Below are 17,530 nucleotides of genomic sequence, written 5' to 3'. Positions count from 1 at the left end.
AGATTAATTTGTCGCACATAGTATCGGTTGTAGTAGTTTTTGTCCGCAGGAAGCAGCTACTCCAATTATTTTTTACCTTGCAATAGAGCGTTGAAGTAAATAGAATAGAAAGAAACACAGATAAAAGCAAAACTTTAATATAGTTTTGATCCAGAGTGATGGATGGATCAATTTTATACTGAATATAGACTTTTAAGGAAATTGGAAACGACATGATGATGATATTATATTCTGAAATAACCAGAAAATAAACTTATTAAGTGAACGATATTTGTGATTGCTTTAAGAATGTGAGGTGTGGTCTTCTAATATAGTGAAATTATATTGTGTTTTCTATTGATATAATATGAAAATTTATTTTTGTGGATAGAATAGTATGGTTAATAATAGTTAGTTTAGGGATTTTTATTCTTATCTATTTATATCTGCGTGTTTATCACAAATATATTTTTAGAGCGATCCGGCTTACCTTGTTACGAGGACGAAAGACAAGTTCCATTGATGACTATAAATATTTTCCGGTTCGGGACATTTATTCAGTTCATCCATCTTCATTTCCCAAGACCGATTCCAATGATATTCTTGAAATAGAAGATGCATATATTGGACTTTTGGGAAAAATGGATTCAGTGGCTTTTTTGGTAGCAAAAGACGGTCTTTTAATTTTTGAGAAATACTGGAATGGACATCAGGTTGGTACACTATCCAACTCTTTTTCTATGGCTAAATCGGTAGTAGTTATGCTTTTGGGGTGTGCTATAAAAGATGGTTTTATCGAGAGTTTGCAAACAAATGTTTCTGATTATTTTCCCGTGTATAGTAAAGGGAAAGGAAGCCGTCTCACGGTAGGAGACCTGGCGAGGATGAGTACTGGGATGGATTGGCAAGAGGAGTACTATTTACCGTTTAATGTAACTACGCAGGCTTACTACGGAGATCAATTGAATAAGCTTATTCTAGGTAGAAAAATAAAGGAAGATCCGGGTAAATCATTTACTTATCTCAGTGGAAATACACAATTACTGGCTATGGTATTGTCGGAAGTATTACCCTGCACGTTGAGTGAATATCTAACAAAAAAGATCTGGAGTCCGTTGGGTATGGAATCAGATGCCAAATGGATGATTGATGAGTCGGTGGGCATGGAAAGGGCGTATTGCTGCATCAATGCTACGGCCCGTGATTTTCTGAGATTGGGGCAATTGCTATTACAGAAGGGGCAATGGGATAATAAGATCATATTGGATGAAGAATATGTAGATTTGATGACGCGTCCAGCGTTTTTGGAAAGCCCTCAATATGGGTATGGACTTTGGTTGGATTTACATTATGAATATCCTTTCTACATGATGAGGGGACATTTGGGGCAATATGTAATTGTTATTCCTTCTATGGATTTGGTAATTACACGATTGGGGAAAAAAAACGCTAAAAGGGAAGTGGAAGGAAAGCAGATTCCGGAAGATGTATACAGTTATATTGAAGGAGTGATGTCGGCGGTCTCATAAATCTTTTTCCTTCGAATAAACGGATTGCAGGGATGTACCTTGCTTTTTTTTATAAGTTGTAATTTATAGAAGTTGTATGTTTACAACCGGACTTGATTGATAATTATCCGTTTCAGAAGTGTCTTTGCCAAAATATATTTACTTATCTCCTTGTTTATTACAAAGCTTTCCTTATCTTTGCAGCCCAATAATAAATTAATCAATTTTAATTCAAATAATATGTTTGCTGTAGTATCGATAGCGGGTAAGCAATTTAAAGTGACGGAAGGCCAGGAGTTGTATGTCCACCGTTTGGATGCCAAAGAAGGCGATGAAGTTACCTTCGAAGATGTGCTTCTTACCAGTCAGGATGGAGATGTAGCTGTGGGTGCCCCCCAGCTTGATGTAAATGTTTCTGCTACGGTCCTGGAACATTTGAAAGACGATAAAGTAATTGTTTTTAAGAAAAAGCGAAGAAAGGGTTATCGCCGTAAAAACGGACATCGTCAGCAATTGACCCGATTGAAAATTGACAAAATTGCATAACTAAAAAATATTTGAACCATGGCACATAAGAAAGGTGTAGGTAGTACGGATAATGGTCGCGATAGTAACAGTAAAAGATTAGGTGTGAAATTATTTGGTGGCCAGGCTGCCATTGCCGGGAATATTATTGTTCGCCAAAGAGGAACAAAATTTCATGCAGGTAATAACGTAGGAATGGGAAGAGATCATACCTTGTTTGCATTATCTGATGGAACAGTTACCTTTAAAAAAGGAAAACAAGACAGGACGTTCGTTCACGTCTTGTAGTTGTATAAAGAATTTTCAAAAGCGGAAAGGCAGTATTTTCTTCGGAGAATATTGCCTTTTTTTATTTATATGTTTTGAATGAGTTTTATATAAAAAAAGGCTTTGTGATAGAATCCCACAAAGCCTGTAAAAATTTATTTTCTATTGGCTGATCAAAGAAGTAATTTCATAGGGTTTTCAAGATAAGATCTCAACGTTTGTAAAAATTGAGCTCCTACGGCACCGTCTACTATTCTATGATCACAGGATAATGTTATTTTCATAGTATTTCCTACAACAATTTGATCGTCTTTGACAACTGGTTTTTTATTAATTGCCCCTACTGCTAAAATACATGAATTAGGTGGGTTAATAATTCCTGTAAATTCGTCAATTCCGAACATGCCAAGGTTGGACACAGTAAAAGTACTGCCCTCCATTTCATCGGGTTTGAGTTTTTTATTGCGGGCTTTTCCTGCTAATTCCTTTACTTCCGCTTTTATCTGAGAGAGAGATTTATAGTCAGCATTGTTAACTACAGGAACTAGCAATCCTTCATCTACAGCTACAGCGACACCAATATTCACGTCTCCGTGCAAAGTCATTTTGTCGCCGTTCCATGAACCATTAACATAGGGATGTTTGCGAAGAGCAATGGCAACGGCCTTAATTACCATATCATTGAAAGAAATACGGACTTCTTCACCCTCATTGATCATTTTTCGGGCTTCTACAGCTTTATCCATATCCAGTTCTGCCGTAAGGTAGAAATGCGGTGCACTATATTTACTCTCTCCTAATCTACGAGCTATTGCTTTGCGCATTTGGGATACTGTAACTGTCTCATCTTCTCCGGATGGAATTGCCATTGCTGGTGCTGTAACGGATTTTATCCCCTGACCAGATTGTGCAGCTGCTTCTACGTCTTTTTTAATAATTCTACCTCCATCTCCCGATCCTTGAATTTGTTGAAGGTCAATACCTTTATCAGAGGCAATCCTCTTGGCCAGAGGAGAAGCTTTTAAGCGATCATCTCCTGAGGTGTCAGCAGTAGTATTCTGTTTTTCTTGGGAAGTCGATTCTTCCTGGGCTTTTGATGACTCAGTAGGTTCTTTTTCTTCCTCTTTTTCTTCTTTCTCGTTTTCGGAAGATTTTCCTTCATTTTCTACTTTTTCGAGTAGAGGTTTGTAATCTTCGCCTTCCTCTCCGATGATAGCTACGACAGAGTCAACAGGTACCGGCCCTTCTTTTACACCGATATACAGGAGTGTACCTTCCTGATAACTTTCCAGTTCCATGGTTGCTTTGTCTGTCTCTACTTCTGCCAATACATCTCCGGGTTCAATCGTATCTCCTTCTTGTTTTAGCCATCCTACGATGACACCTTCTTCCATGGTGTCACTCATCCTCGGCATTCGAATTACTTCTGCCATATTTTTTGTTATTATTTCAATTTATGATATACAAGCTACAAATATAAGTAAACAATTATAAAAGTTTTTTCAATGAATAGCATAAAGAAAATGTTATTTTTGGAAAATGAACAGATTACCGAATAGTTTAGAGAAACTTACTGAAGTTTTAGGAAAATTACCGGGTATAGGCAAAAAATCTGCTTTACGTCTTTCAATGCATCTGGCCAATAATCGTTATGAAATGATTCCAGACTTTGTAAAAGCCCTTGAAAGTGTGAAAAGTGATCTTAAATTTTGTAAGCATTGTGGCAATTTTTCTGACAATGATATTTGTGAGATATGTATTGACCCTAAACGTGATACTGGAGTTTTGTGTATAGTAGAATCTGTTAAGGATCTAATTGCGATTGAGGAGACGGGACAATATCAGGGAAAATATCATATTTTAGGTGGATTGATTTCTCCCATAGATGGTATTGGCCCCGAAGAATTGAATATCTCATCCTTGATGACCCGAGTCGAAGAAGAAGGAATTAATGAATTGATAATGGCCATTAGTTCAACAATCGAAGGTGATACAACCTTATTTTATCTATCGAGACAGTTTAGGGATAATGTGAAAATTAGCGCAATTGCCAGGGGAGTATCATTTGGTGGTGAGCTCGAATATGCTGATGAATTTACACTTGGAAGAGCTATACACTCTCGATTACCCGTTCAAAATATTTTCAATGGAGAAGGCTAAGTATGGATATTTCGGTAATTGTTGTCAGTTATAATGTCCGGGATTATTTGAGTCTGTGTCTGGATTCATTGATTCGGTCGGTTCGATTGTTGTCAGGTGAGATTATCGTTGTTGATAATTGTTCGGAAGACGGTTCTGTTGAGTATTTGAAAATGAATTATCCGGACGTGAAACTGATGTTGAATTCAACGAATGTGGGGTTTGGTGTAGCGTGTAATCAGGGATTAGAGGCAGCTCAAGGAAAATTTATTTTATTTATAAATCCCGATACAATTATTCCGGAGGATATGCTTGTTCAAAGTATTGATTTTTTGAATCGAAGAGAAGATGCAGGAGCGTTGGGAGTATGTCTAATCGATGGGACAGGAGGAATATTGAGAGAATCAAAGAGATCCATACCTACATTATGGTCCTCTATTTGCAAGTTTTCAGGGCTATCTGACCGATTTCCGCAAATATCTTTTTTCAACGGATATTATGCACCGGAAATTGAATACGAAGAGATAGGGGAAATTGAAGTCCTGCCTGGTGCATTTATGTTGATAAGGAAACATATTCTGTATACATTGAATGGATTTGATCCACGTTTTTTTATGTATGCTGAAGATATAGACCTTAGTTATAGGATTAAAAAATTGGGATATAAGATATGGTATAATGGGGCACTAAAGGCCGTTCATTTTAAAGGGGAAAGTACAAAAAAGAGTTTGGTGGAATATACCGATACCTTCTTTTCTTCTATGAAACTTTTTATTGAAAAATACAGGGGTGAACTCTATGGGAATTTAGAATCGACTTTTTTGTTAGGTGCTGTAAATACCATACTAAGAATTAAACGGTACTGGAATAAAGTGACTGAAAAAAACACAAGCAATTATAAGGTTGTAGAAAAATCACCTCAATTTGGGAAAACCCTGTTACTATCAGATACGGAAGAGCATCTTAATCTATTAAAGAGGCAGTTCTTGTTTCAGGATCTGCAAAGAGTGGATGATTCAAATGAGAAAATCTCCGACATAATTGCCTTGAGATATATTATTCCTTTTCTTTGGAATGAAAAAGGATATACGGTGATCTTGGATACGAATAGCCTGAGTTTTTCTCAAATAATAAAAATTATGAAGAAAACGGGTGAAGACCCCATATTTTGGCTTTCAGACCTAAGAAAAGGCTATATTTTGTCTTCGGTTGAAAGGGACAGCCAGGGGCAATCATATCGGATTCAAGAAAGTATTTCCAAAAGCAAGGATCATGGTCCTTGTTAGGATGATTAAGAAATTGATCGGGAAATACAATGTAGTCACATTTATAATTAAAGTAAACAACGATTGAAAACAATTAATACAAATTAGAATTATGAGTAATATTAGTGCAAATATATCTGCTTTAAATAAAACTATTAAAAACGATTTGATAGCAACTAGAAGATATCTTCACCAACATCCGGAGTTATCTTTTCAGGAAAAAGAAACTTCCAAATTCGTTGCTGGAAAGCTGGATGATTTGGGGATTCCATATAAATCCAATATAGGAGGATACGGAATAGTTGCTCATATTGAAGGCCGCGATTCTGGGAAGACAGTTGCGTTGCGGGCAGATATGGATGCCCTTCCTATTGAAGAAAAAACCAATAAGCCATATGCTTCTAAGGTAAAAGGCGTTATGCATGCTTGTGGCCATGATGTGCATACCACTTCTCTTTTAGGAGTAGCTAAAATATTAATGGAAAACAAAGCAGAAATCAATGGCACGGTAAAATTGATTTTTCAGCCGGCGGAAGAAAGATTACCAGGGGGTGCTTCCTTAATGATTAAAGATGGAGTGCTACAAAATCCTAAGCCGGATATAGTTGTGGGACAGCATGTTCATCCTCCCCTGGAAGTAGGTAAAGTAGGTTTCAAAAGTGGTATGTATATGGCTTCTACGGATGAGTTGTTTTTACATGTAAAAGGAAAGGGTGGGCACGGAGCACTTCCACATGACTGTATTGATACGACCCTTGCAACCTCTCATATTCTTGTTGCGATGCAACAAATTATTAGTCGTAGGGCGAATCCCGCAAAACCTACTGTCCTTACATTCGGAAAAATTGCATCAGATGGGGGTTCCACGAATGTGATACCCGAAAAGGTCTATGTGGAAGGTACTTTCAGGGCCATGGATGAAAAATGGAGGGCCCAGGCCCATAAATTGATCAAGGATACGGCCATGTATACTGCAAGAGCTTTGGGGGCTGAAGTAGAAGTAGAGATTAAAAAAGGGTATCCCTACCTGTTTAATGATCCGGAAACGACGGAACGACTGAAAGCTCTTGCAATAGACTTTTTAGGCGGTGATAATGTAGTTGAACTGCCTATTCAAATGACTGCTGAAGATTTTGCGTACTATACCAGAGAGGCAAAATCCTGCTTCTATCGATTGGGCGTAGGAAATGTATCGAAAGGAATACAATCTCAGTTGCATTCCCCAACATTTGATGTGGACGAAGATTGTTTTGACATTAGTTCTGGTTTGATGGCATATATGGCTATTGAAGAACTTAAGTCCTAATACTTCAAATCTTATAGGGTATCTACTTGCATTTTTTAGCTTCTAGGTAGTGATGTATTCCATTGATTATCAGTTTGTTAATTGTGCTTGGATTAATCCAATACTTTAATTTAACACGATTTGTCCGCCAGCCAAGTCAAAATTATTATAGGATTACTTGGAAATTACAGCCAAAATCGTTTAATTTGACATATTAAATAAATTCATAATATATAGTTGGCTTAAATTTTTACACTTATGGCTAGAGTACTGATAGTTGATGATGAGTCTGCAATTCGCAGGACCCTTAAGGATATTTTGTCCTTTGAAAAGTTTGAGGTTGATGAAGCAAAGGACGGAATGGATTGTTTGGCAAAAATAAAGAAAAAGCAATACGATGTAGTCTTGATGGATATCAAAATGCCAAATGTAGATGGAATGGAAGCGTTGGAAAGACTCCAGGAAATTAAGCCAGATCTTCCGGTAATAATGATTAGCGGTCATGCCAATATAGATAATGCGGTGGAGGCCGTAAAGAAGGGGGCTTTTGATTTTATTTCAAAGCCACCTGACCTCAATCGATTGTTGATTACAGTACGAAATGCCCTCGACAAAGCTTCCCTGGTCCATGAAAAGAAGGATTTGCAACGTAAAGTAACCACCTGGTCAAATCAACCTATGATTGGGAAATCCAAATCATTGGACCATGTTAAACAGATGATTGAAATGGTAGCTCCTACTGATGCCAGAGTGTTGATTACTGGAGACAATGGCACTGGCAAGGAATTAGTTGCTTCCTGGATCCATGAAAAAAGTACTCGGAATAAAAAACCTTTGGTAGCTGTTAACTGTGCGGCAATTCCTGCAGAGTTAATCGAAAGTGAATTATTTGGTCATGAAAAAGGTTCATTTACTTCTGCTTTCAAACAGAGAATCGGTAAATTTGAACAAGCGAATGAAGGAACAATTTTTCTCGATGAAGTAGGGGATATGAGTTTGTCAGCTCAGGCAAAAGTACTTCGGGCATTAGAGGAAAAGATGATTATGCGAGTAGGTGGTGACAAAATGATTGCGGTAGATGTAAGAGTACTGGCTGCTACCAACAAGGACTTGCGAAAGGAGATAAGAAATGGTCAATTCAGAGAAGATCTTTTTCATCGGTTACAGGTAATTAATATAAAAGTTCCATCACTGAATGACAGGAGGGAAGATATTCCCGAACTCGTTCAGTATTTCGCTACAAAAATATGCTCGGATAATGGATACCCGGCTAAAAAATTTACGAAACAAGCTGTGCAACTGCTACAACAGCACAATTGGACGGGGAATATTAGGGAACTAAGGAATGTAGTTGAACGACTAATAATCTTAAGTAGGGAAGATGTAACAGCAGAATTTGTTGAGAAGTATGTCCATCCTGATGTGTATAGCAAGCCGGGAATAAAGGACTTTATTAATAAATTTTCATCTTTAGAAGAAGCCAAGGACTATCTGGATCGTTTGTACCGGAAACAAAATGAAGTGTAAATAAATTGTTTTTGAAGTCCCTGGCAACAAATGTGATCGAATTATTAGATCCTGTACTTTTTTATGCGAATCATTGGGAAATGATAATGAACGTCAATACCGGATTGAGACAAATTCTTATCAATGGTAACATTTACTATGAATTAATTGCTCCTCAATACATAGGCCAGTAAATAATGAAACGCAAAGAAGAAATCAAAAAAAAATAGCCAATTTTGCAGAGTATGATTTTTTCGAAGTTTATGAATTAGTATTCAAACAGGTCGATTTTTTCAACTATACAATTAGTCTTAAAGAAATCTATAAAGAAGTAATGCTTGTAGGTAAATTGATTGATCGAAATGATACCATTTTCGTAACCTTTAAAGAATGAATTGGAGATTGGATGTCGACAGGGGACCTGGACTTAAGGTAACCGACTTAAAGAAAGAGGATATAAGGAAGTTGGTAAAACGGATATTTAGTATCAGTATTTTATCTAAAAAGCCGGGAGATAAGAATCTCTCTATGTTGGTAAATTATGTTGTCAGATGTCTGGGAATAAAATGGATCAAAAGACGTTTAACTAATGGATTTAATTGAAGAAAGCGTAGAGTATGACGGACAGTAATGGACTACCACTGCAGAAATCCCGTAAGCAGTGGCGCACGATAAAAGGTGAGAACTCCTGGACTTTATTTAAAGTTATTGCAGAAATAGTGGATGGCTTTGAAACGCTTAATGCTATAGGGCCTTGTGTTTCCATTTTTGGATCAGCTCGAACCAAGCCTGATAATAAATATTACGAAGCAGCTACGGAAATTGCCCGCAAATTAGTACAGGAAGGATTTGGGGTGATTACGGGAGGTGGTCCCGGCATAATGGAAGCCGGCAATAAAGGTGCTTACATGGGTAAAGGTACCTCTGTGGGATTGAATATAGAACTTCCCTTCGAGGCGGGTCACAACAAGTATATAGATATTGACAAGAATTTGAGCCACCGGTATTTCTTTGTCAGAAAAGTAATGTTTGTCAAGTATGCGCAGGCTTTTGTTGTATTGCCAGGTGGATTCGGTACTATGGATGAACTCTTTGAAGTATTGACACTTACACAGACCGGAAAAATTTCGAAGATTCCTATCGTATTATTCGGTTCGGAATACTGGCAAGGACTTAAAGACTGGTTACGAACTTCCATGTTTGAAATGGAAAACAATATAAATGAAGAGGATTTGGATTTATTGCCAATTACAGATGATACTTCGGAAGTGATTAATATAATTGCGAAGTTTTACGATGAGGAAAAAGGAGGACAATACGAACCGAATTATGAACTCTAGGTAGAAACTGGATGAGCAGTTCCAGAAGTTGGGCTGGAAAGCCAAATGCTTCTATAGTGACTATACCTTGCTGATTGCAGTACTTGTGAAGGAAGTGGTTTTCTAAATTCAATAAATTATCTGTGCACCTCTACGGTTTCCACATCTCTGTGAAATCTCAGCGGTTTTTTCACAAGACCTAAAAAAAGTACTCAAATACTTGCCGAGCAAGGCGAAGGACTTCGGTGTGACCTCAGTTGAACATTTCCAAAGTTCTAATCCTAAGGATTAACGTAGGAATTAAAATAAAAAAGTATTTATTTACATACCTTAAAATAATTAGGTGAACAAATGTTTGGTTTGTTCCTAAATATTTTAAACGTACTCTAAGAGTTCAAAAAATATTAAAATTATAGGATATAATCAGATCTTGATTACTACCTGACCAGAAATGTTTTACATGTATTTTAGTGGTTTACAGCGGAAATATGTTTTGAGTTATTGCTCTTGAAAACAATGGTAAAACTATATCATGCGGGCACACAAAAGATGCTTTTTTTATTCATTCTAAGTTTTCCTCATTGAATTAAAATTAATTTTTTATTAACTTTAGATCTGTAAATCATTTCAGGATATGTCTGATTTAAGGGATTTTTCAGATCGTGAGCTAATTGAACTTCTTGCAAAGGATGACAGATCTGCCTTTGAAGAAATTTATTTTCGATATAGCCCGGTAATTTATAAAACTGCTGTTCGATTTTTTAAAAATAAACGAAGAGGTAGTGATTTAGTGCAAGAAATTTTTACTAAAATTTGGACTGATCGTACTAAATTTCAAAAAGTTGAAAATTTTAAGGCTTATATTACCATCATTAGTAAAAACCTTGCTATTCGGCAATTAAAGAAAATAGCCCAGGAGAGGTTGGCACAGGAAGAATGGTCCTATAGGATTCAAAGGAGTGAAAATAGCACCGAATTATATATTAATAAGATCGGACTCGAAAAATTACTTTCTGAAGCTATTTTATTGCTACCCCCACAACAAAAAAAGGTATATCAACTCGCAAAGATTGAAGGTCTGACGTATAAGGCGATTTCTGACGAACTTAATATTTCTACTGTGACTGTAAAAAAGCATATGATTGCTGCTAACAGATTTGTAAGGGAACGTATATCTGAAAATGTCTGAATATCATACTTCTTATTGTACGTCAAAAAAATAATTTAATATTTTTTGATTTTAGACTGACCCTATAGTTCTTGAAATACACTCTTATAAGTATAAGGCTGTTATTTTGCAGCTATTTTAATTTATGGGATAGGTTAATTGATATAAAGTGTCGTGGGAGAATTAGTTTTTAATACCGGCATTGATATAACAGGAATAAAATTTAATGGATAACCGATTTAAAGAATTATTACATCTCTTTCAAAACGATCTGGCTGATGAAGACGAGACCGGGGAATTGATGCAAATGATAGAGAGTGGCATTTACGATGATCAAATTGGTGAATCATGGGAGTATCTTCTTCGGGATTATTTTGATAATGATAAGACTTCTCATGAAGATGCTAAAGCTGAGTTGGAATTGATACAAAGTCGGATTCCCACCGAAGTTGGGACTGATAATGCAAAAGTAGATACAGAAAAGAGCCACCGCAGTATTTACTGGATAACGGCCGTAGCAGCTGTTGGATTATTGCTAGTATTCATTACATTTTGGGGAACGAAAAAAAGCGTATCGGATGTGACCGGTCGTGATGTTGCTATAGAATCTCTGCAGGAAAAGATTTTTGAAGGTAAGCAATTTGTCCAGTTACCTGATGGTAGTACGGTATTTTTAAATGAAGGAAGTCAATTAAAATACACTGGGGGTTTTGGAATTGAACTTAGGGAAGTTTATTTGTCGGGAGAAGCATATTTTGATGTTTTACATAATCCTGAGGCTCCTTTTATAGTAAAAGCCGGGAATTTAGAGACACGTGTTCTCGGAACAGCTTTTAATGTCAAGGCATGGCCAGAAGAAACTGAAATGCAAGTTACTGTAACACGTGGTAAAGTTTCAGTTGGTGATGACGAAAAAGTATATGAAGAATTAGTTCCTGATGAACAAATAGTTGTTAATACGGAGACGCATGAGTTTCGAAAGCAGAATTTGGATGCAGAAAAATCAATTGATTGGAAAGACGATTTTTTTGTTTTGGATAAAGTGACTATGAAGGAAGCGGCATTACGTATTAGTAGTCGGTTCGGTGTAGCCATTGAAATTCAAAATGACGAGTTGAGAAATTGTTTAGTAAACGGAGCATTTCTTAATAATGAAAATGTCGAACATGTCATTTCAGTTATTAGTCTTGCCATGAATGCTGAGTATGAAATTTTTAATAATAAAATAGTAATTATGGGAGGTATTGGATGTAAATAAAAAAAATGTGAAGCTTTTGATTTGCATAGTCTTCAAAAGTTCATAAACTAATGATCCGACCACATTTTTATCTCGTCGGTTCACCCGCTTAAGTAAAAGGTATAGCGGGTAAAAAAAAACCATCCATGGATTGCGGCCCTGGATGGTTTACTCCCAAATTGCGGTTTGGGAAAATTTTTAAATGCTATTTGGTAAAACAATTAAAAACATTAACAAATGTACGAAATCTTTACAAAGAATTCCGATTTCTATCGGAAAAGGAGGTTTTTGATGAGGGTGAGCTTAATCTATATGATACTCTTGGTTGGAGGGATCCAATTATTGACTGCCGACAATGTTCATAGTCAGGACCTGGAATCCATTACTATAACGGTAGAAATGAAAGATGCATCACTCGAAGACCTATTTCAAAAAATAGAACAACAAACATCTCTAAAGTTCGTCTACGGGCAATACATAGCAAAGGATCAATATCGATTTTCGATTTCCCGTTCTGTGAAAACTGTAAAAGCTGTTTTAGACCAGGCACTATTGGGGACTAATCTGATATATAAACAGATTAATGGGAATATTGTGGTATATTTAAATCCTGTTCAAAGGCAAAGGAGTAATAATGTCAAAGTCGTTTCTTTGTTACAAAGGACGAACAGGTTTGAGCCACAGGAAATCATAAAAGGAAAAATAGTAGATCAGTCGGGCGAACCTTTGATTGGTGTAAATGTATTGGTAAAGGGTACTGATAAAGGAACTGCTACGGATTTCGAAGGTAACTTTATCCTTGAGGACGTTGACGACAATGCTGTAATAGTAGTATCTTATATAGGTTATCAAACGCAAGAAGTTCCTATAACCGGAAAAAGTAATTTAACAATTACATTACTGGAGGATTCACAGACTTTGGATGAAGTGGTCGTCGTAGGATATGGTACGCAGAAGAAAGTAAATTTGACGGGAGCGGTTACTTCCGTTAGTGGTGAACAACTTAGTAAAAGAACTGTATCTCAGACATCTCAGTTGTTACAGGGAGCGGCTAGCGGGCTCACGGTAACTCAGGGATCTGGTGAACCGGGAGGGGACCAGGCATCATTAAAAATTCGTGGTTTAGGAACATTTAGCGGTGCAGGTACGGAGCCCTTGGTCCTGGTGGATGGCGTACCCAGTTCCATTAATTCAGTGAATCCAAATAATATAGAAAGTATTTCTGTTCTTAAAGATGCAGCCTCTGCCGCTATTTATGGCGCTCGTGCGGCCAACGGAGTCATCTTAATCACTACCAAGGAAGGGAAAAAGGGAGAATTACAAATAAGCTATGATTCGTATATAGGTAAACAGGAGGCTACTGAACTTCCCAATTATGTGGATTCATGGTTATATGCAGAGATGATTAATGAATCAAGGGCCAATGAAGGGCAGAGTATCGTCTATACTCAGGAAGAAATTGAAAAATTTAAAAGTGGTGATTCACCGGATGATTATCCGAATAAGAGTCACTTGGAAGATTTGTTTAATTCCGGGAATGGTTTGCAAACTAAGCATAATTTGACTTTTCGGGGTGGTACTGAGGAGGCTGTTTATTTGTTTTCTGCTGGGTATTTGAAGCAAAATGGTTTAGTGCGAAGGAACGAATATGACCGGTATGATTTGCAACTGAATGTAAATAGTCGATTAAAAGATAATTTAAATCTCAATATAAAACTTTTCGGGTACCAGTCTTTAAATGAACGTCCGGCAGGGATTGCGACAGATGGCGCCCGCACTGTGGATATGTCAGGTGTCATCCAGGCTGCTAATCATTATAATGCAAGTGTAGCAGGCAAAAAATCTGATGGTACCTATGGAATTATTCAGGGACATCCAGTAGCAGAAGCTCATTTGGATAGCAAGTCTTTCGGAGAAACCCGCAATACCAATTTTAATACAAATATTTCCCTTGAGTGGGATATTTTAAGTTCCTTGAAATTCAATAACAGGGTAAGCTATCAGTGGGCTAATAGAAAAAACCGTTTATTCGGAGCTGAATTTGTGGCGGCTCCCGGTTGGTCTTTTGGACCGACCCAATCAGAAATTGGCTACTCTAATAGTAATGAATTAATGTACGAATCGGTATTGCATTTTGACCAATCGATCGGTAGTCATTACTTTAATGTATTAGCAGGCTTTTCCGTTATTACTAATAATTATGAAAGTATCGGAGGTTATCGGGACAATTTCCCAAGTACGCAATTGTATGTTTTGGATGCAGGTTCCACTGAAAATGATAATAATTCAGAAAATGCGACTACCTGGAAACTTGTATCGTATTTTGGAAGGGCCACATATAATATACAAGATAAGTATCTATTTGAAGGAAATTTGAGATTTGACGGTTCTTCTAGATTTGAAGAAAATAACCGGTATGGATTTTTTCCTTCTTTCTCAGCCGGATGGCGTTTATCTGAGGAGTCTTTCTTTCAGGTGCCCTGGATAGATGATTTTAAAATCCGGGCTTCTTACGGTATTTTAGGAAACCAGCAAATTGGAATTTACCCATATCAGAAGACGTTGAGTCTTGGGTCTGTATATCCGTTAGGTGTTTCAGAAAGCATTTTTCCGGGGGTTCAACTTACCAACTTGCCATTTGAAGGAATTACCTGGGAAACTACTAAAATTACTAATGGAGGAATCGACATTGATTTCTTCAAAGGTAAATTCAGTTTTAATGCAGATTATTATTATAAAAGGACCGACAATATTCTCTATCAACTCTCTGTATCCCAGGTTTTGGGTATGTCGGTAGGGGAACAAAATGCAGGAGAAGTTGAAAACAAAGGTGTAGAGTTTGAATTGGGATATCGCCATTCAATAGGGGATTTTAACTTTAAGATTCAACCCAATTTTTCAATCAATCAAAATAAAGTATTATCTCTAGCCGGGGTGGAAAGGGATATCGCCAAAGGCTTGTTTGTAGGTGAATCGTTGGCCTCAATATACGGGTATGAGACAGATGGTCTTTTCCTGGATCAAGCAGATATAGAAAGTTATGCGACCCAAAATTATGTAGCTAAACCGGGCTTTCCACGATTTAAGGATATAAGCGGACCTAATGGTGTGCCCGATGGAAATATAAATTCAGAATACGATCGGAAAATTATAGGTAATCAATTCCCTAAATATAATTATGGTATGGGAATATCAGGGGACTTTAGAGGCTTTGATTTTTTTGTTCAGTTACAGGGCCTGGGAGGTTATCAGACATTAATCCAGGGAGATGAACAGGCATTTAATAATTTTGGGAATATACAGCAATGGCACGTTGATAATAGGTGGACTGCAGATAATCCGGATCGCAATGCGGAATATCCCCGGTTGGAAGCTTCGGGGCATTCGGCACCCTGGGAAGTCAATCTTGATTACTGGACACGGGATGGTAGCTTTCTAAGATTGAAAAATGTACAATTTGGATACAATCTTCTGAACCGGTTTTTGGAAAACAGTAATATTGACCACTTCCGGATCTATCTTCACGGTGAAAATCTATTCAGCCTGAATAATTATTATCCTGGTTGGGATCCTGAAATGGAAACCCGAGGTGGACAAGCCGTGAATTATTATCCGATTACAAGAGTGTGGAGTTTGGGAATTAACCTTCAATTTTAAAATAAGCTTACAATGAATAAAGTAAAATATATACGTTTTCAATTTTCTTATTTGGTATTTATTTTTGGAATTTCTCTTATGGGTTGCAGTAATGAGTTTCTCAGTGAAAATCCCAAAGATGAAATAAGCGAAGCCATATTTTGGGAGACGAAAGATGATGCCCACCGGGCATTAATGGGGGTGTATAATACCTATACAGAGCGATGGGGAGAACGAATTAATAACCTGGATAAATCCATGATTTGGATGTCCGCTTATGCTGGCTATGCAAGCTGGAGAACTTTTGCCTGGTCCCGTGATGTAGAAATTGAGCCGACACACGGTTCTTTAACCACTATGTGGCGAAAACTGTTTGTTCATGTTAGCCGGGCCAATTATTTTTTGGAGAATATAGACAATGTGGACATGGATGAATCTGAAAAAAATCAAATGATTGCTGAGGTTCGTTTTTTGCGGGCATATAGTTATTTTTGGTTAAGTCAGACATTTGGAAATGTTCCCCTAGCCGACCATTCGCTGACCTTTGAAGAGGCTAATTCCATAGCCCAGTCTTCTGCGGAGGGAATAAAAACTTTTATCCTGGAAGAATTGAATACCATAATAAATCAATTACCCTGGGAAAGAGAGGATTCGGAAGACGGAAGAATCGAAAAAGGAGCAGCTTTGACTTTAATGGGACGCGTTTTGATGGCGGAAAAACGGTGGTCGGAAGCAGCTGATGCTTTTCAGCAGATTATGGAATCGGGAAGATATGAGATTGATCCTCGGTTCAAACAACTCTTTGAAGATGAAGGGGAAGTAAATAGAGAATTCATCTTTGTCAATAAGTATATGGAGAATGAATTTGGCGAAGCAATGTCCCAACATACCATTAGAAGTTCTTTATATGGTGGATTCAATGCGTGTAATGTTTTTCAACATTTTATTGATGAATTTTTAATGACTGACGGAAAGTCCATCGAAGAGTCGAATTTATATGACCCGACTCACCCGTTTGAAAACCGAGATCCCCGGTTGTATGCCAGCGTTTTATTGACAGGGTATTCTGAAGTGTTTGGTGAAGTATTTCAGGGGGATCCCGCAACTATAGCCCGGATTGGTCAGACCGGGGCCAATATCACGGGATATATACTACAGAAGTTTTGGGACAGGGAATTCGAAGGAAACAGGCAATATTATGGTGCTGATTATCCCCACATGAGATATGCAGAAGTTTTACTTAGTCGGTTGGAGGCAGAATTGGAAGCGGGAAATATGATCGATCAGGATTTATTAGACATGACTATAAATCAGGTGAGACAACGGGATTCTGTAAACATGCCTCCGGTTACTGAGACCAATCCAGCTGAACTAAGAGAAATCGTTCGTAGGGAGCGATTTGTAGAATTGGCTTTTGAAGCTGGAATTCGATATTTTGATTTGAGAAGATGGGAATTACTTGAAGAAGAAGTAGACCGTCAGATTCTCGGGATGAAGGTAACGAACGACCCTGATAATTACGATGGAATTTATAATATCAATGAAGACGGACATATTATAATTGGAGACTTAAGGTTTTATCCCCATAATTATTATTGGCCGATTCCTATTTCTGAATTGGATGTAAATCAAAATTTGAGCCAAAATCCCGGTTACAATTAAGTCGGTAGCTGGCCAATAGTTTTTATGTTGATGT

Annotated in this window: 14 protein-coding genes; 13 read left to right on the top strand and 1 reads right to left on the bottom strand. The window is 37.3% G+C overall.

Features of this window, described 5'->3' with window-relative positions; all coding sequences use genetic code 11:
* The first annotated feature begins 362 nt into the window (after nt 1–362).
* The 3 genes from LVD47_RS04880 to rpmA all read left to right on the top strand — a co-directional run bounded on the left by LVD47_RS04880 (nt 363) and on the right by rpmA (nt 2,300).
* Nucleotides 363–1,508, top strand: a complete 1,146-nt coding sequence (locus LVD47_RS04880) for a serine hydrolase domain-containing protein (RefSeq protein ID WP_236974428.1) — start codon at nt 363–365, stop codon at nt 1,506–1,508.
* A gap of 219 nt (nt 1,509–1,727) precedes the next feature.
* Nucleotides 1,728–2,033, top strand: a complete 306-nt coding sequence (gene rplU, locus LVD47_RS04875; protein WP_236974427.1) for a 50S ribosomal protein L21 — start codon at nt 1,728–1,730, stop codon at nt 2,031–2,033.
* A gap of 18 nt (nt 2,034–2,051) precedes the next feature.
* Nucleotides 2,052–2,300, top strand: coding sequence for a 50S ribosomal protein L27 (gene rpmA / locus LVD47_RS04870; protein ID WP_236974426.1), 249 nt, complete (start codon nt 2,052–2,054; stop codon nt 2,298–2,300).
* 152 nt (nt 2,301–2,452) lie between these two features.
* On the opposite strand, the gene LVD47_RS04865 is transcribed toward rpmA, so the two are convergent.
* Nucleotides 2,453–3,712: a pyruvate dehydrogenase complex dihydrolipoamide acetyltransferase gene (locus tag LVD47_RS04865; RefSeq protein ID WP_236974425.1), complete on the bottom strand. Its 1,260-nt coding sequence runs from the start codon at nt 3,710–3,712 to the stop codon at nt 2,453–2,455.
* A gap of 106 nt (nt 3,713–3,818) precedes the next feature.
* On the opposite strand from LVD47_RS04865, the gene recR reads away from it, so the two are divergent.
* From recR to LVD47_RS04815, 10 genes are all read left to right on the top strand, one after another.
* Entirely contained in the window at nt 3,819–4,439 is a 621-nt protein-coding gene (recR, locus tag LVD47_RS04860) for a recombination mediator RecR (RefSeq protein ID WP_236974424.1), read from the top strand.
* A gap of 2 nt (nt 4,440–4,441) precedes the next feature.
* Entirely contained in the window at nt 4,442–5,704 is a 1,263-nt protein-coding gene (locus tag LVD47_RS04855) for a glycosyltransferase family 2 protein (RefSeq protein WP_236974423.1), read from the top strand.
* Between the two features lie 91 nt (nt 5,705–5,795).
* Nucleotides 5,796–6,989 carry a M20 metallopeptidase family protein gene (locus LVD47_RS04850; RefSeq protein WP_236974422.1) on the top strand — a complete coding sequence of 398 codons (1,194 nt, stop codon included), beginning with the start codon at nt 5,796–5,798 and terminating at the stop codon, nt 6,987–6,989.
* 237 nt (nt 6,990–7,226) lie between these two features.
* Nucleotides 7,227–8,495: a sigma-54-dependent transcriptional regulator gene (locus tag LVD47_RS04845; RefSeq protein WP_236974421.1), complete on the top strand. Its 1,269-nt coding sequence runs from the start codon at nt 7,227–7,229 to the stop codon at nt 8,493–8,495.
* A gap of 369 nt (nt 8,496–8,864) precedes the next feature.
* The gene (locus LVD47_RS04840) at nt 8,865–9,077 is read left to right on the top strand and encodes a hypothetical protein (protein WP_236974420.1); all 213 of its coding nucleotides are present in this window, start codon (nt 8,865–8,867) and stop codon (nt 9,075–9,077) included.
* 14 nt (nt 9,078–9,091) lie between these two features.
* Nucleotides 9,092–9,814 (top strand): LOG family protein, encoded by a 723-nt coding sequence (locus tag LVD47_RS04835; RefSeq protein ID WP_236974419.1) that lies wholly within the window; start codon nt 9,092–9,094, stop codon nt 9,812–9,814.
* 613 nt (nt 9,815–10,427) lie between these two features.
* The gene (locus LVD47_RS04830; protein WP_236974418.1) at nt 10,428–10,982 is read left to right on the top strand and encodes an RNA polymerase sigma factor; all 555 of its coding nucleotides are present in this window, start codon (nt 10,428–10,430) and stop codon (nt 10,980–10,982) included.
* Between the two features lie 205 nt (nt 10,983–11,187).
* On the top strand, nt 11,188–12,219 hold the full coding sequence (locus LVD47_RS04825) for a FecR family protein (protein ID WP_236974417.1): 1,032 nt from the start codon (nt 11,188–11,190) through the stop codon (nt 12,217–12,219).
* Nucleotides 12,220–12,510: 291 nt separating this feature from the next.
* Nucleotides 12,511–15,855, top strand: coding sequence for a SusC/RagA family TonB-linked outer membrane protein (locus LVD47_RS04820; protein ID WP_236974416.1), 3,345 nt, complete (start codon nt 12,511–12,513; stop codon nt 15,853–15,855).
* Nucleotides 15,856–15,867: 12 nt separating this feature from the next.
* Nucleotides 15,868–17,496 (top strand): RagB/SusD family nutrient uptake outer membrane protein, encoded by a 1,629-nt coding sequence (locus LVD47_RS04815; RefSeq protein ID WP_236974415.1) that lies wholly within the window; start codon nt 15,868–15,870, stop codon nt 17,494–17,496.
* Nucleotides 17,497–17,530 lie beyond the last annotated feature (34 nt).

Origin of the sequence: Membranihabitans maritimus, assembly GCF_021729145.1 — a bacterium.
In the GTDB taxonomy this organism is placed as follows: Bacteria; Bacteroidota; Bacteroidia; order Chitinophagales; family Saprospiraceae; genus Membranihabitans; species Membranihabitans maritimus.
This window is presented reverse-complemented; position numbering and strand designations above follow the sequence as displayed.

What these genes read in the sequence shown, in the direction of transcription:
- LVD47_RS04840 (WP_236974420.1), top strand. Translation starts at nt 8,865, where the DNA reads ATGAATTGGAGATTGGATGTCGACAGGGGACCTGGACTTAAGGTAACC.
- LVD47_RS04820 (WP_236974416.1), top strand. Translation starts at nt 12,511, where the DNA reads ATGATACTCTTGGTTGGAGGGATCCAATTATTGACTGCCGACAATGTT.
- LVD47_RS04850 (WP_236974422.1), top strand. Translation starts at nt 5,796, where the DNA reads ATGAGTAATATTAGTGCAAATATATCTGCTTTAAATAAAACTATTAAA.
- LVD47_RS04835 (WP_236974419.1), top strand. Translation starts at nt 9,092, where the DNA reads ATGACGGACAGTAATGGACTACCACTGCAGAAATCCCGTAAGCAGTGG.
- LVD47_RS04815 (WP_236974415.1), top strand. Translation starts at nt 15,868, where the DNA reads ATGAATAAAGTAAAATATATACGTTTTCAATTTTCTTATTTGGTATTT.
- LVD47_RS04830 (WP_236974418.1), top strand. Translation starts at nt 10,428, where the DNA reads ATGTCTGATTTAAGGGATTTTTCAGATCGTGAGCTAATTGAACTTCTT.
- recR (WP_236974424.1), top strand. Translation starts at nt 3,819, where the DNA reads ATGAACAGATTACCGAATAGTTTAGAGAAACTTACTGAAGTTTTAGGA.
- rpmA (WP_236974426.1), top strand. Translation starts at nt 2,052, where the DNA reads ATGGCACATAAGAAAGGTGTAGGTAGTACGGATAATGGTCGCGATAGT.
- LVD47_RS04845 (WP_236974421.1), top strand. Translation starts at nt 7,227, where the DNA reads ATGGCTAGAGTACTGATAGTTGATGATGAGTCTGCAATTCGCAGGACC.
- LVD47_RS04825 (WP_236974417.1), top strand. Translation starts at nt 11,188, where the DNA reads ATGGATAACCGATTTAAAGAATTATTACATCTCTTTCAAAACGATCTG.
- LVD47_RS04855 (WP_236974423.1), top strand. Translation starts at nt 4,442, where the DNA reads ATGGATATTTCGGTAATTGTTGTCAGTTATAATGTCCGGGATTATTTG.
- rplU (WP_236974427.1), top strand. Translation starts at nt 1,728, where the DNA reads ATGTTTGCTGTAGTATCGATAGCGGGTAAGCAATTTAAAGTGACGGAA.
- LVD47_RS04865 (WP_236974425.1), bottom strand. Translation starts at nt 3,712, where the DNA reads ATGGCAGAAGTAATTCGAATGCCGAGGATGAGTGACACCATGGAAGAA.